We start from the raw sequence: 15,445 nt of genomic DNA, 5'->3' as shown, positions 1-15,445 counted from the left end.
AGGTGATCAGAAGTAAGTAGTCAGGTGTTACCTATGTGCTTGAACTGTTTTGTTACCTATGTGGTTGATCCCTTCACGCCCCGAACGTACGGCCCCTCGCTAAGGCTCGGGGTTCCTTCGCTCCGGTATCCATCTGGGGGCATCGCCCTACGGTTGGCTTCGCTTCAACCTACATGCGATGTGTTCGACTGCGTCGAACGGCGCTGCGCGCCAATCCCCAGATGAACACCTCCACTCAGCCTCCCGAAGGGGCGGGTGAATCAAGATCAAAAGCGGCAGGCGAGCTAACGCTCGGCCTGTAGTTTGGCGGGTGTACGCCGCTCCATCGTAGGGGGGAGCGGTGCGGCGATCCGACTTGCCCGCGAAGGCGGCCTGACAGCCGATCAGTCCATGGCGGGTGCAATCTTTTGACGTTGGTTTTCAAGATCAAAAGATCGCAGCCTGCGGCAGCTCGCTTGTCTCAGAATCGTTTGAAACTGAGTCAAATGATCGGAATATTGTATTCAGAACTCAGTTTCGTGAGTTTTTGAGACAGCATTCGTGGAGGCGAGCTTGATAGTCGATGATCAACCGCGTGCTCGATAATCTAGATCCGCAGACGTAGCACAAATGAAAAGCCCGCTGCCCCCTTAAAAGGTCAGCGGGCTTTTTGTTGAGTCTGATTATTCCCAACCCATGGAAACGATCAGGTGACGGCTCAGAACAATATCTTCGCCACATCCGCGAAGCGCTTGGCAAAGTGCACGGTAATCCCTTCTTTCAGGTATTCCGGCAACTCTTCGAAATTACCCCGATTAGGCTCCGGCAAAATCAGTTCATTGATCTTCTGCCGACGCGCTGCGATGACTTTTTCGCGCACACCGCCAATCGGCAGTACATGCCCGGTCAGCGTCAGTTCACCGGTCATGGCTACGCCTTTTTTCGGTGGCTGGTTACGGGCGAGCGAAAGCAGGGCGCTGGCCATGGTTACGCCGGCGCTCGGGCCGTCTTTCGGCGTTGCGCCTTCGGGTACATGGAGATGGACGAATGCTTCGTCGAAGAACGTCGGGTCACCGCCGAATTGCTTCAGATGGGAGCTGACGTAGCTGTAGGCGATTTCCGCCGACTCTTTCATCACGTCTCCCAGTTGCCCGGTGAGTTTGAAGCCTCGGTTGAGGGTGTGAATGCGCGTGGCTTCGATCGGCAGGGTCGCGCCGCCCATGCTGGTCCAGGCCAGCCCGGTGATCACGCCGACGCCGGACAGTACTTGCTCGTTGCGGAACACCGGGCGGCCGAGTGAGGCTTCCAGGTCTTTGGGGCCGAGTTTGATGACGGCTTTCGGTTCATCGAGCAGTTTCATCACCGCTTTGCGCACCAGTTTGCCGAGGTTTTTCTCCAGCTGACGGACTCCGGCCTCACGGGCATAGCCGTCGATCAAGGCCCTCAATGCAGTGTCGCTAATGCTCAAGTTGCCTTTGGATACGCCGGCCTTTTCCAGCTGTTTCGGCCACAGGTGACGCTTGGCGATGGCAACTTTTTCTTCGGTGATGTAACCCGACAGGCGAATCACTTCCATCCGGTCCAGCAACGGGCCGGGGATCGAGTCCAGGGTGTTGGCGGTGCAGACGAATAGCACTTTCGACAGGTCCAGGCGCAAGTCCAGGTAATGGTCGAGGAATTCGACGTTCTGTTCCGGGTCGAGGGTTTCCAGCAGCGCCGAGGCCGGGTCGCCCTGGTAGCTCTGGCCCATCTTGTCGATCTCGTCGAGCATGATCACCGGGTTCATCACTTCGACGTCTTTCAACGCCTGGACGAGTTTGCCCGGTTGTGCGCCGATGTAGGTGCGGCGATGGCCCTTGATCTCGGCTTCGTCACGCATGCCGCCAACGCTGAAGCGGTAGAACGGTCGACCGAGGGATTCGGCGATGGATTTACCAACGCTGGTCTTGCCCACGCCCGGCGGGCCCACCAGCAACACGATGGAGCCGCTGATCTCGCCTTTATAGGCACCGACTGCGAGGAACTCGAGGATGCGGTCCTTGATGTCGTCGAGGCCGGCGTGGTGTTTGTCCAGCACCTTGCGCGCATGCTTGAGGTCGAGTTTGTCCTCGCCATACACGCCCCACGGCACCGAAGTCGCCCAATCGAGGTAGTTGCGGGTCACCGCGTATTCCGGCGATCCGGTTTCGAGGATCGACAGTTTGTTCATTTCCTCAACGATGCGTTTCTGCGCCTGGGGCGACAACACTTTGCCCGTCAGGCGTTGCTCGAACTGTTCGATGTCGGCGCTGCGATCGTCCTTGGTCAGCCCCAGCTCTTGCTGGATGACCTTGAGTTGTTCCTTAAGGAAGAACTCGCGCTGATGTTCGCCAATCTTGCGGTTAACTTCAGCGGAAATCTCTTTCTGCAAGCGCGCGACTTCGACTTCCTTGCGCAGCATCGGCAGGACTTTTTCCATGCGCTTGAGCATCGGCACGCAGTCGAGCACTTCTTGCAACTCGCTGCCCGTGGCCGAGGTCAGGGCGGCGGCGAAGTCGGTCAGGGGCGACGGATCGTTGGGGCTGAAGCGGTTGAGGTAGTTTTTCAACTCTTCGCTGTACAGCGGGTTCAGCGGCAGCAGCTCCTTGATCGCATTGATCAGCGCCATGCCGTAGGCCTTGACCTCGTCGGTCGGCTCGGTGGGCTGGTGCGGGTATTCGACTTCCACCAGGTACGGTGGGCGATGGTGCTTGAGCCAGGTTTTGATGCGCACCCGGGTCAGGCCCTGGGCGACGAATTGCAGTTTGCCGTTTTCGCGGCTGGCATGATGGACTTTGACCAGCGTGCCGTATTCCGGCAGGGCTTTGGTGTCGAAATGGCGCGGGTTGTCCTGGGGGGCGTCCATGAAGAACAGGGCCAGGGAATGGTGGTCGGACTGGCTCACCAGTTCGAGAGTCTCGGCCCACGGCTCTTCGTTGACGATCACCGGCAGCACTTGCGCCGGGAAGAAAGGCCGGTTGTGGATCGGGATGATGTAGACCTTGTCCGGCAGGTTCTGGCCAGGCAGGGTAAGGCCTTTGCCGGGTGCATGGTGTTCGGCGTTGTCTGTTTCTGCGTATTCGCTCGGGTCTTCGGGAAATTCTTGCTGGTCGGTCATGGGGCACCTGCGCAATAGGGTATGGATCTTAGATGGGGCAGGTGGGGGGTGGTTTCAATGGCCCTGGCTATTTCAGAGTGTGTGTTCAGGGTTTTGACAGGTGCGGGTGGATCAAGGTCAAAAGCCAGATCAAAAGATGCACGCCGCCCTACAGGGATTTTGGGGATGGCGGGGATTGCAGCGCCCACAAAAAAAGGCGACGCCCCTTACAGGGCGTCGCCTTTGTTTTAACTGCCGCTACCGCTTATTCCGACAGTTTGTACGCAATCACATAGTCACCTTGCTTGGTGCCCAGCGAGCCGTGACCACCCGCAACAACGAGCACGTATTGCTTGCCGTCCTTGCCGGTGTAGGTCATCGGTGTGGTTTGCGCGCCGGCTGGCAGGCGGCCTTCCCACAGCTGCTTGCCGTTTTTCACGTCGTAGGCGCGCAGGTACTGGTCGAGGGTGCCGCTCAGGAAGGCAACGCCACCGGCAGTGGTGAAGGTCCCGCCCAGGCTCGGTACGCCCATGCTCAGAGGGATCGGAACCGGCGAGCTGTCGCGCACGGTGCCGTTCTTGTGCTTCCAGATGGTTTTGTGGGTGGTCAGGTCGACCGCCGCCACGTAACCCCACGCCGGTGCCTGGCATGGCAGGCCCATTGGCGACAGCAGGGCTTCGAGGATCACGCCGTATGGCGCGCCTTTGTTGGGCTGTACGCCTTGGGTTTCGCTGACGCGAGGGCCTTGTTTGGCGATTTCGGCGGCCGGGATCAGTTTCGATTTGAACGCCATGTAGCTCGGGTTCACGAAAGCAATCTGACGCACCGGGTCAACCGACATGCCGCCCCAGTCGAATACGCCGAAGTTACCCGGATAAACGATCGAGCCTTGCAGCGACGGCGGCGTGAACATGCCGTCGTAACGCAGGGATTTGAAGTCGATCCGGCACAGCATCTGATCGAACGGGGTCACGCCCCACATGTCGCGTTCCTTGAGGGTCGGCGGCACGAAGTTCAGGTCGGACATCGGTTGGGTCGGCGAAGTGTGGTCGCCTTCCACCGCGCCTTGCGGCACCGGGATTTCATTGATCGGCACGATCGGTTGGCCGTTGCTGCGGTCCAGCACGTAAATGCTGCCTTGCTTGGTGGACGCAAGCACCGCCGGTTTCACACCGTCTGCGGTTTTCAGGTCCATCAGGGTTGGTTGGCCACCGACGTCCATGTCCCACAGGTCATGGTGAGTGAACTGGAAGTGCCAGCGCACTTTGCCGGTGGCGATGTCCAGCGCGGTCAGGCCGGCGGAATGCAGTTCCGATTCAGGGGTACGCGCGCCACCGAACTGATCCGGGGTCTGGTTGCCCATCGGCAGGTACAGCATGCCGAGTTTTTCGTCGACGGCGAACATGGACCACATGTTCGGTGAGTTGCGGGTGTAGACCTTGCCTTCGGCAATCGGCGTGGTGTCGTCCGGATTGCCGCTGTCCCAGTTCCACACCAGTTTGCCGGTGTGCACGTCGAACGCGCGGATGACGCCGCTTGGCTCGTCGGTGGAAACGTTGTCGGTGACGTGGCCGCCAATCACCACCAGGTCTTTGGTGACCGCCGGTGGCGAAGTGGAGTAGTAACCACCTGGGGTGAAGCTGCCGATGTTGGCGGTCAGGTCGACCTGGCCACCGCTACCGAAGTCTTCGCACATTTTGCCGGTGTCGGCGTTCAGGGCGATCAGACGGGTGTCGGCGGTCGGCAGGAAGATCCGGCGCGGGCAGACGCTGGTCACTGGCGGGTTGGCAGTGCCGGTCGGGCTCTGCTCGGATGCGTAGGTGGCATCATCGTGATAGGTCACGCCACGGCAGGTCATGTGCGCCCAACCCTTGAAGTTCGCCGCGTTCTGCGTGGAGAGCTTCGGGTCGAAACGCCAGATTTCCTTGCCGGTGTCCGGGTCCAGTGCGATCACCTGGCTGTGCGGCGTGCAGACATAGAGCATGCCGTTGGCTTTGAGCGGGGTGTTTTCGGCGGTGGTTTCGCCCGGGTCGTTCGGGCCAGGCAGGTCACCGGTGCGGAACGTCCAGGCGGGAACCAGTTTGCTGACGTTCTGCGGGGTGATTTGCGCCAGTGGCGAGTAGCGATCGCCATGGGCACTGCGGCCGTAGGAGTTCCAGTCGCCATCCGGCATGGCCGGGGCGGTGTTGCTCATGCCAGGCACGGCGTCACGGTCCAGTTGGCCTTTGATTTCACCGGGGTTGGTGAACAGGCTGGCCAGCGCGGCGATACCGGCGATGACCACGGCAGCACTCAGCACACCGGTGCCGACCGGGTTGAAGTCGCCGCGACGCAACGGGCGACGAAACCATGGCAGCAGCATGACGATGCCGAGGGTAAAGAGCAGCGCCAGACGCGGCACCAGTTGCCACCAGTCCAGACCGACTTCCCACAGTGCCCAGACGGTACTGGCGAACAGCACCATAGCGTACACGCTCAGCGCCGCATAACGGTCGGCCAGCAGCAGCCCACCGGCCACCATCAGGCCGATACCGGCCAGCAGGTAATACAGCGAGCCGCCGAGCATGCTCAGCTTGATCCCCCCGGCCAGCAAGGCCAGGCCCATTAGTAGAAGCAGAATGCCGAGCAGGGTCGGCAATAAACGGCTTCGACTCAAAGCACCATCAGTGCTCATAGTGTGGTTCTCCGTGACGTTTTAAGTAGTCCCGCGCAAGTTCACTGTAGATGACGATCTGGCGCGGGCATGGTTCATCGAAAAAGTGTTTGGTTGATGCGGTCCCTGTGGGAGCAGGCTTGCCCGCTCCCACAGGTTTTATGCGTTTGATCAGAACGATGACTGGATCTTGATCCCGCCAATCAGCGCGTCGTCGACCTTGTCCACGCCACCGGGGTGGCGGATGTATTGCAGGTTCGGGCGCACGGTCAGCCAGTTGGTGACGTGCACGCCGTAATAGAGCTCGCTGCTGTATTCGGTGTCTTGCGGGGGCAGGAACGACGGATCGTCGAAGTCGAAGGCGGCGCGGGCCTGGTTGGTGGCCTCGGCGTTCTTGCGGTAGGCCGGGTTGACGTGGACACGGGCCAGCGCGAAGCCGATATCGTCTTTGGCGCGGGCATCGAACAGGCCTTTGTAGACGACACCGGCCTGGACATAGTTGTCGATGGCGTTGGTCTTTTTGTCGTGCATCGTGGCGTTGGCGAACACACTCAGGCCGCGTGAATTGTCGCTGGCGCGGCTGGTCAGTTGCTGCTGAATACCGAGCCATACGCCATGTTTGCTCGATGCACTGCGGTAAGCCTCGCCGCTCAGGGCGGCCGGCTGGCCATTGCCGTCCTTATAAACGTCGCTGGCCTTGGCGCTGCTGTAGTAGTAACCGGCGCGGTATTCACCCGGCAGGCCATTGAGCTTCGGGGTCCAGACCAGTTCTACCGGCAGGATTGCGCCCTGAGTGCCGCTGCCGCTGAGCTTGAAACCGTTGCCGCGATCCAGATTGGACGGGTTTTGCTCGTAAGCCCCGACTTGTGCGTAAAGCTCGGGCGTCAGGTGATATTTGACGCGCATGGCCCACTGGCTGACGGGCCAGTTGTACCAGATGCCACCGACCCAGTTACCGACCTGGGAGCCGCAGAACGCCAGGTTCTGGAAGTCGCAGGGGAAGCTGTTGAAGTCTTCACCCTCGCCAAAGCGGCCGACCTTGATGTCGAGCTTCTGGTCGAAGAATTTCTGCTGGTACCACATCTGCGTCAGGCGCCAGGTCTGGCCACGGCCCCAGACTTCTTGCGCCGAGGTGAAACCGCCGACACGCGGGTCGTTGATCCGGTCGTTGCTGATGTTGTTGCCATTGCGTTCGGTGATGGTCAGCTGAAATTCAGCGTCGTCCCAACCCAGAATCTTCTGCAAGTCCAGGTGAGTGCCCAAGGCAAACTGATCGCTGTAGCGCGCGGTACGGTCATGGTCGTAGCCGCCGTGCAGATTGCTGCCCATTTCGCCGGTGTAATCGACTTTGAAGTCGTAGCCTTTTTCCGAAAGTTCGGTGCGAGTGCCGTTCCAGTCACCCAGCATCCATGGCGAGTTGCTATCGAAGGCTGGCGCGGCCTGGGCGCAAGTGGCAAGGCCCAGAGCGGTGAGCCCGCTGATCAGCTTCAGGGCTTTTCGGCTGGACACAGCGGGTGAGACAGCGCTGTCTCGCGGAGTTTGAAAATCAGGCATAGAGACGGAGTTCTTGATCTTTTTCTAAAGGGGATGCGCTGAACGCAGCAGGAATGCAGCAGGGGAGAAGCGTTTCAGCAGGACGGGCGTAAGGATAATGTTCTGTAACACATTGAGAAAGGGCTTTTACTGACATGGATCATTTCGGATTTGGTAACAGTCGGCTGCGACCGGTCGCCGCAGTGCCGGGTGGCGCAAAAAAAAGGCGGACTGAATAGTCCGCCTCGCTATGTTTCAGGGCCGTTAATTCAACAGATAGACCGGGAAGCATTCACACAAATGCATCACCCGTCGACGGACATTGTCCAGCAGCACCGCATTGGTCGGTTGCTCAAGCAGGTCGGCAATCAGGTTGGCCACTTCGGCGCATTCGGCTTCACCGAAGCCCCGCGTGGTCAGGGCGGGTGTGCCAATGCGGATGCCGCTGGTGATCGCAGGTTTTTGCGGATCGTCGGGGATCGCGTTCTTGTTCAAGGTGATGTGGGCGCTCTCGAGCAACGCCTCGGCATCTTTTCCGGTGATGTTCTTCGCGCGCAGATCGAGCAGGAACATGTGGCAGTCGGTGCCCCCTGACACCACCCGCAGGCCGCGTCGAGTAAGGATATTCGCCATGCTCCTGGCGTTGTCGATGACGCGTTGCTGATAGTGCTTGAACTCATCACCGAGGGCTTCGTTGAGCGCTACGGCCTTGGCGGCGATGACGTGCATCAGAGGCCCACCCTGATAGACCGGGAATATCGTCTTGTCGAGCAACGCCGCATGTTCGCGTTTGGCCAGGATCAGACCACCCCGTGGGCCGCGCAGCGTTTTATGAGTGGTCGAGGTGACGAAGTCGGCAATGCCGACCGGCGAGGGGTACAGGCCGGCTGCGATGAGTCCGGCGTAGTGCGCCATGTCGACCATCAGGTACGCCCCGATTTCATCGCAGATGTTGCGAAAACGCTGGAAGTCGATGGTCCTTGAATACGCCGAGGCACCGGCAATGATCATTTTCGGTCGGTGTTCCCGGGCCAGGGCTTCCATCTCGGCGTAGTCGAGGGTTTCGCTGTGTTTTTCCAGGCCGTAAGAATAGGCGGTGTAGAACTTGCCGGAGAAGTTTACCGAGGCGCCATGGGTCAAGTGGCCGCCATCGGCCAGGGACATTCCCAGAATCGTGTCGCCAGGGTTGAGCACGGCGAGAAACACGGCCTGGTTGGCCTGGGAGCCGGAGTGCGGCTGGACGTTGGCATATTCGCTACCAAACAGTTTGCAGGCACGTTCGATGGCGAGGCTTTCAATCTCGTCGACCACTTTACAGCCACCGTAATAGCGCTTGCCTGGGTAGCCTTCGGCGTACTTGTTGGTCAGCACCGAACCTTGGGCTTCCAGCACTTCTTCGCTGACGTAGTTTTCCGAGGCGATCAACTCCAGGTGGGTTTCCTGGTGGTTGCGTTCGCGGCCGATCAGGCGAGCGAGGGTGGGGTCTAGATTCTGCAGGCTCATGGAGGGCATTCCTTTAAATGAGTGCTTCAGCCAAGGGGCTGGCGCGTGATACGGCAGCACCCGTGACTGGGATTTGCTGGTGTCGGAAAGAAAAATGGACGTGTCTTTCAGACCCTGCCCGTGAAGTCGTAACGAACGGTCATGGTCGGCTGCCCTCGACGACGGTGCCGGATTTGCTTTCCCGGGTGTAGGTCAGTACGAAATGTGCCACGAGCCCGAAGATCAGCCCCCAGAATGCAGCGGCCAGCCCCAGGAAACTCATGCCCGAGGCGGTGACCAGGAAGGTGATCAGCGCCGCTTCACGTTGTTTCTCGTCAGCCATGGCTCCGGTCAGCCCGGCGCTGATCGCCCCGAACAGGGCCAGGCCGGCGAGGGAGGCGATCAGCTCTTTGGGCAAGGCAGAAAACACCGAAGCGAGGGTCGCGCCGAAGATGCCCATCAGAATGTAGAACACCCCGCAGGCGATCCCGGCGATGTAGCGCTTGTCGCGATCTTCATGGGCTTCGCGGCCGGTGCAGATAGCGGCGGTGATGGCTGCCAGGTTTAAGCCATGGGAGCCGAATGGCGCCATCAAAATCGAGCCGATGGCTGTGACCGAAATGATCGAGCGCGCGGGGGTGTTGTAGCCCGAGGTGCGCAACACCGCCATGCCCGGCACGTACTGCCCGGTCAGGGTGACGAGGGCCAGCGGCAGGCCGATATTGATGATCGCGTGCCAGCTCCACTGCGGGGCAATGAAGATCGGGTGAGCGACATCGACGGTGATCGAACCTGTGTTGAGTCCACCGAACGAGGCGGCCACGGCGCAGCCGACAATCAATACCGACAGGATGGCGTAGCGCGGTGAAAAGCGTTTGAACAGCAGGTACGCCGCGATCATTGACAGCACCATGCTCGGCTGCAGCTTGATTGAGGTGAAGAGTTCAGCGCCGAAACGAAACAGGATGCCGGCGAGCATAGCGGCGGCGATGGCTTTTGGCAGGCGACTCATCAATTTGTCGAACGCACCGGACAAGCCGACCACCGCGATAATCACCGAAGCCACCACATAGGCGCCGATGGCCTCGGGCAGGGAGACCGTGGGCAGCATCGACACCAGCAACGCCGCACCCGGTGTCGACCATGCCGTAATCACCGGAATCCGCAAGCGCCAGCTCAATAACAGACCGGTAATGCCGCTGCCGATGGAAATAGCCCAGATCCAGGACGACACTTGATCATTGGGCAGGTGTGCCTCCCGGGCCGCCTGAAACACGATGATCAGCGGGCCGGCATAGGAAATGATCACGGCGATGAAGCCTGCAATGATCGCTGACAGGGATAGATCCTTTCTGAGTGTGTCCATGATGTCTCGACTTGGCGTGGCGGGCACGCGGTGATTCAGAATGAGATTGAGTCGATTGATTCGATTCGAGATGAGTGTATTTGAATGAATTGAGTTGATTCAATGGGTGGATGGGTTGTTACGAGATGCTTTTTGGTTATCAAGGTGTATTTGTCAGATTTTTTTTAAATAACTAATTGATTTATAAATATATTTATTGGTTTGAAAATATTTTTCGTGAAAGATGCTTTTCGATTCATTCGTCGAATCAATCGACTCAATTTATTGATTGAGTCCATTTATTAGTTGCCTGACCACCCTGTGATATGCTCGGATATTCATCATTTCTACGATGGTAGCGGTCATTCATGTGGGTTCCTCAGCTAAGCGAATTCAACCAGCCGATGTATTTGTCGATTGCCGATGCGTTGGCGCGCGATATCAGCAACGGCGTGTTGAACGAAGGTGATCGTCTGCCGACCCTGCGGGAGCTGGCCACCACGCTGAATGTCACGCCCGGTACCATCAGTCGTGCCTATAGCGAAGCCCATCGGCGGCGTCTGGTGCAGGGGGAAGTGGGGCGTGGCACTTATGTGCTCAACCAGAAACAGTTGGAACTGCCGGCCAGCAACAGTGCCGTTTCGCTGAATCTTGGGCAGTCTGAGTTATTGGACCTTTCGATCATCAAGCCTTACAGCGAAACCCTGGAATACTGGTTGCGTGGAGCCTTGGTGGGCATGGCCAAAAGCACGGATTTTGCCCATACCCTCGACTATGCCCCCGATGGCGGTCATCCGGCTCATCGCGAGGCGGGCGCGCAATGGCTGCGCCATTCGTTGCCCGATGCACAATGGCAGCAAGTGGTGATCACCGCCGGCGCACAGCATGGTTTGATGGTCGCGATGAGTGCGTTGACCAACGCCGGTGATCTGGTGCTCTGCGAGGAGCTCTGCTACCCCGGCATCATTTCCCTTGCCCACGGACTGGAACGACGCCTGCGTGGCGTACCAATGGACGATGAAGGGATCATTCCCGAAGCGCTGCGCGAACTGTGCCTGCGTGAGAAACCGGCGATGCTTGTCTGTGTGGCGACGTGCCAGAACCCAACGGCGGCGATCATGTCGCAAAAACGTCGGGCACAAATCGCGGCGTTGGCCGAGGAGTTCGACTTCATTATCCTGGACGATGACATCTACGGTTTTCTGGCCACCGACCCGTCGATCAAGCCGCTGTCGGCGTTTGCCCCGGATCGTTCGGTGTACCTGACCAGTCTGTCGAAGTCGGTCATGCCGGCCTTGCGGATTGGCTATCTCTATAGCCCGCCGAAACTGCTGTCGCGCCTGACCTCCATGGTGCGCAGCAGCGTCTGGATGCCGTCGCCATTGACCGCTCAGTTGGCCAGCAACGTGATCACCGAGGGGTTGGATAAAAAGCTGATACGCATTCAGCGCAACGAAGCCGCCGGGCGGCAGGCGATCGCTCAGGAAATCTTCGCCAATTTCGAACTCAAGACCCAGCCGTATGCCTACCATGTCTGGTTGACGCTGCCCGAGCCCTGGACCAGCGACGAATTCACCATGCTGGCCCGTGCCAACGGTGTGCTGGTCCTCAGCGGTACCCAGTTCCAGGCCGAACGTAGTGGCATTACGCGCTGCGTGCGACTGGTGTTGATGTCGCCCACCAGCCAGGACGAATTGCGGTTTGCCCTGACCAAGCTGGCCAGCCTGATCGATTCGGATCCGCGTCGTTATTACTGAGCCGGGCGCTATCTCCTGACGTTTGTCCCTCGGATGATGGCCAACTCACCTACAGTTAATTCAGTCTCTGACGAATGCCTCTGTCCGGAGCCCTTCCACCGGACGAAAGCCTCCGTTAAGGTGCGCGGCTTCCCATCCTTTCATCGTTCGAAGGCCCGGCATGACCGAACACAACCCTGATCCCCTGCACGGCGTGACGCTGGAGCAAATCCTCAACGCCCTGGTTGCGCACTACGAGTGGTCGGGGCTGGCCGAGCGTATCGATATCCGCTGCTTCAAGAGCGACCCAAGCATCAAGTCGAGCCTGACCTTTTTGCGCAAAACTCCGTGGGCGCGGGAGAAGGTCGAACGCCTGTACGTGAAACTGATGCGCACCAAGCGCCCGGTCTGAGCATGGTCATACCCTCGATCGCGAGGCGTCGTTGTGTGGCCGTGGCGGCGATTCTGGGCTGGGCGGGCTTGAGCATTCAGATGTACCTGATTCTCTATGCCCGCTGGAGTATCGCGGCCAGCCTGCTGGGCGGGCTGGTGAGTTTTTTCAGCTTTTTCACGGTGCTGACCAATACGCTGGTGGCGGTGGTGCTGACCTGTGAACTGACGTCTCGCGAGTCGGCGGCGCGACGCTGGTTTTTGCAGCCGTGGGTGAGCAGTGCCATTGCGGTGAGTATCGCGGTGGTCGGCGTGGCGTACAGCCTGTTGTTGCGCCATTTATGGCATCCCGAAGGCTGGCAATGGCTGGCCGATGAGCTGATGCATGACGTCATGCCGCTGCTGTTCCTGGTGTATTGGTGGTTCTGTGTACCCAAGGGGACGTTGCGGCTGCGGCACATTGCCTTGTGGGTAATCTATCCGCTGGTGTACTTCGGCTATTCGCTTTGGCGTGGGCATCTGCTGGCGGTTTATCCCTATCCGTTCATTGATGTCGACAAACTGGGTTATCCACAGGTGTTCGTGAATGCTGGGGGATTGTTGGCGGGGTTTGTGCTGGTTTCACTGTTGGTGATCGGGTTGGATCGGTGGCGCACGGATCGCAAGTGAACACTGACTGTGGCGAGGGAGCAAGCTCCCTCGCCACAAAAAGCATGCAGCCACAGCGTGGCGTTTATTCCTCGTCGCTGTCTTCCAGCCGCCAGTAGCCGACAGCCTTCACAAACTGCTCGTCCAGCCCGTGCTCATCGAGCAATGCCCGGCGGATCTGCCGCGACACTTTGGTTTCGGTCGCCACCCACGCATACAGATTGCCAGCGGGCACTTTGATCTGTTGCACGGTGGTCAGCAGGTTATTTCTGCCGCCTTCACGCAGCACCCAGATCACATCGACCTGCGCGGCGCTTTCCAGGCGTTGTTGTTCGGCGCCGTTTTCCACTTCCACGATCACCAGTGCACGTCGATTGGCGGCCAGGCCTTCGAGGCGGCGGGCGATGGCGGGCAGGGCGGTTTCGTCGCCGATCAGCAGGTAGCTGTCGAAGATGTCCGGCACGATCATCGAGCCACGCGGCCCGCCGATGTGCAGGAACTGGCCGGGTTTGGCCTGCTCGGCCCAGGTCGAGGCAGGGCCGTCGCCGTGCAGCACGAAGTCGATGTCCAGTTCCAGCGTGTCCAGGTCGTAACGACGGGGCGTGTAGTCGCGCATTGCGGGCATCGGCCCGTTGTCCTTGCCGGCACCGAGTACCAGGGTTTCCAGCGCGGCCTGTTCCGCTGCGTTTTGCGGGAACAACAGTTTGACGTGGTCATCCGTGCCGAGGCTGACGAAGCCTGCGAGTTCCGGGCCGCCCAGGGTGATCCTGCGCATGCGCGGCGTCAGGTCGACCACCCGCAGCACTTGCAGGCGACGGCGTTTGATCTCGTGGCTGACACGGTGAATGGTTTGGGATGGCACGATAACGTCGGTCATTCGACTTTCTCCGAAACGGGTTGAACGGTGGGGCCGTCGACGATGGCTTTGGCCGTGTTGTTGAGCAGGTCGCGCACCCGCAGGATTTCTTCCGGGCTCCAGCGACCATGGTGCATTTGCAAGGCATGACGCAGGTTGTGCACCGCTTCATGGATCTCGGCCGGGCGGTCCTGGCCGCGCAATGAGCGCTTGCTGACTTCGATGCGCATGCGCACACCGTCCAGGGCAATCGCCTGCTCGCTTAATGACAGACGTCCGGCGTCGGTGATGCTGTAGCGTTTTTTGCCACCCTCGGCGTCGCCCAGGATCAATTCGCTTTCTTCAAGGAAGGTCAGGGTCGGGTAGATCACGCCAGGGCTGGGGCTGTAGGCGCCGTCGAACATGCTTTCGATCTGGCGGATCAGGTCATAGCCGTGGCACGGCTGCTCGGCGATCAGCGCCAGCAGCAGCAATTTCAGGTCGCCAGGGGCGAATACGCGTGGGCCGCGACCGCCGCGCTCGCGGCCGGGACCCGGGCGTTTCTCGAAGCCGTCGCGGCCGTCGCCGTGTTCGCGGTGGGGGGAATGATGGTCTCTCATTTTTGCTTTCTCTCGTCGTGTTTAGATACAACTTAAGATATATCTTTAGGCTGGCGCAAGCGTTTTTGACCAACGGTCGAGATTGGAGGGCTTGGGGAAAGGCGCGAGTGGGGAGCGCACGGGAGTGACGAGGATGCTACGAAGGTTTGATTTTTAGAGTAATTGAACTAATTATGAAGTTCTTCCGTTTAGTGCTGGTCTATTCGTGTGCGAACAGTAGTATTGGTCTTACGGAAGTTTAAATCAGTTCTTGTCTGTGTGTTTTTTCAGTTAAAACTGTGTGTAGTATTTCTCTGAGGGCAAAACAATAAAGTTACTGTTTCTTTAACTTTTTTCCTGCTGTTCGAGAGCCGTTGTTACTACATGTTCTTCGGAAGTTACGTACTTACTTTCTCAAGCGATTGGTCGATCATTCTCCGGCGTCGAAAGTTAAGCCAAAACGCCATGCTTCGTGCCGGGTGTTGGCTTGTTGTGACTTTCCACGGTCCGATCCTTTGAAAAAGACAGGTACTCAACAATGTTCAAGAAGTTTGCAATCGCCGTTCCGATGACCCTGCTGGCCCTGAGCTCTTCGGTAGCGTTCGCTGCGGAAGAATCGCGCACCTCCATCAACATCAGCGCCACCATTCCTAGCAAGGTATTCCATGCTCAGCCGCGGGACCCGAACTTCGGTAAAGATGAAAAAATGGCCTACGTACTGGGGGCCGGTACGCTGACTCCAATCCGTGCGACTTATGATGTACAACACACCAACGGTTCGGTCGGCGCCTACGTCGAAGGCGGCCCACAGCCATTGTCCAACGGCATCAACACCATCGCGTTGAGTTACATGTTCAATGGCACAACCCTGACCGGCGTGTCGCAGGAAGTGGTCGGTGACTCCGAGTCCAACGGCGGCATGCAAGCTGACCTGGTGATTGCCGCTGCCAAACCAACCGACACCCAGAATGGCCTGTACACCGCCAATCCAGTGGTGATCTTCGATGCCATTCCTCGCATTCCGTAATACCGTTATTAACTAAGGTTCATCCTTAATTCATAACACTTACCGATCGGCGGGCAAGTTTTGCCTGTCGATCGGGTTTCAACGAATTTATCTTCAGAGTATT

At 58.9% G+C, this 15,445-nt stretch carries 11 protein-coding genes; 4 read left to right on the top strand and 7 right to left on the bottom strand.

Annotated elements, in window-relative coordinates; all coding sequences use genetic code 11:
* Positions 1–697: 697 nt before the first annotated feature.
* The 5 genes from lon to AC07VO_RS17470 form a co-directional block, all read right to left on the bottom strand.
* Positions 698–3,115 (bottom strand): endopeptidase La, encoded by a 2,418-nt coding sequence (gene lon / locus AC07VO_RS17490; protein WP_064616264.1) that lies wholly within the window; start codon positions 3,113–3,115, stop codon positions 698–700.
* A gap of 244 nt (positions 3,116–3,359) precedes the next feature.
* Complete coding sequence (locus AC07VO_RS17485) at positions 3,360–5,768, bottom strand: glucose/quinate/shikimate family membrane-bound PQQ-dependent dehydrogenase (protein WP_086946066.1); 2,409 nt, start codon at positions 5,766–5,768, stop codon at positions 3,360–3,362.
* 150 nt (positions 5,769–5,918) lie between these two features.
* On the bottom strand, positions 5,919–7,301 hold the full coding sequence (locus AC07VO_RS17480) for a carbohydrate porin (protein WP_086946067.1): 1,383 nt from the start codon (positions 7,299–7,301) through the stop codon (positions 5,919–5,921).
* 243 nt (positions 7,302–7,544) lie between these two features.
* On the bottom strand, positions 7,545–8,783 hold the full coding sequence (gene glyA, locus AC07VO_RS17475; protein ID WP_495007645.1) for a serine hydroxymethyltransferase: 1,239 nt from the start codon (positions 8,781–8,783) through the stop codon (positions 7,545–7,547).
* A gap of 139 nt (positions 8,784–8,922) precedes the next feature.
* A complete protein-coding gene (locus AC07VO_RS17470; protein WP_018926657.1) occupies positions 8,923–10,128 on the bottom strand; it encodes a benzoate/H(+) symporter BenE family transporter in 1,206 nt (401 codons plus the stop codon).
* 347 nt (positions 10,129–10,475) lie between these two features.
* Here AC07VO_RS17470 and AC07VO_RS17465 point away from each other — a divergent pair, with 347 nt between their 5' ends.
* From AC07VO_RS17465 to AC07VO_RS17455, 3 genes are all read left to right on the top strand, one after another.
* Positions 10,476–11,864: an aminotransferase-like domain-containing protein gene (locus AC07VO_RS17465; protein WP_457327275.1), complete on the top strand. Its 1,389-nt coding sequence runs from the start codon at positions 10,476–10,478 to the stop codon at positions 11,862–11,864.
* 160 nt (positions 11,865–12,024) lie between these two features.
* Complete coding sequence (locus tag AC07VO_RS17460) at positions 12,025–12,255, top strand: VF530 family protein (protein WP_018926655.1); 231 nt, start codon at positions 12,025–12,027, stop codon at positions 12,253–12,255.
* A gap of 2 nt (positions 12,256–12,257) precedes the next feature.
* On the top strand, positions 12,258–12,902 hold the full coding sequence (locus tag AC07VO_RS17455; protein WP_026286466.1) for a Pr6Pr family membrane protein: 645 nt from the start codon (positions 12,258–12,260) through the stop codon (positions 12,900–12,902).
* A 64-nt stretch (positions 12,903–12,966) separates the two neighbouring features.
* On the opposite strand, the gene AC07VO_RS17450 is transcribed toward AC07VO_RS17455, so the two are convergent.
* A complete protein-coding gene (locus AC07VO_RS17450; protein ID WP_064616274.1) occupies positions 12,967–13,758 on the bottom strand; it encodes a siderophore-interacting protein in 792 nt (263 codons plus the stop codon).
* The gene (locus AC07VO_RS17445; protein ID WP_064616276.1) at positions 13,755–14,336 is read right to left on the bottom strand and encodes a PadR family transcriptional regulator; all 582 of its coding nucleotides are present in this window, start codon (positions 14,334–14,336) and stop codon (positions 13,755–13,757) included. Before AC07VO_RS17445 ends, AC07VO_RS17450 begins: the two co-directional genes overlap by 4 nt.
* A gap of 517 nt (positions 14,337–14,853) precedes the next feature.
* Between AC07VO_RS17445 and AC07VO_RS17440 the strand changes: the two genes are divergently transcribed.
* On the top strand, positions 14,854–15,342 hold the full coding sequence (locus AC07VO_RS17440) for a CS1 type fimbrial major subunit (RefSeq protein WP_018926651.1): 489 nt from the start codon (positions 14,854–14,856) through the stop codon (positions 15,340–15,342).
* Positions 15,343–15,445: the final 103 nt, after the last annotated feature.

The organism is Pseudomonas sp. GW821-FHT03E01 (assembly GCF_059420765.1).
The sequence above is the reverse complement of the archived record's forward strand: the minus strand, read 5'-3'. Positions and strand labels throughout refer to the sequence as shown.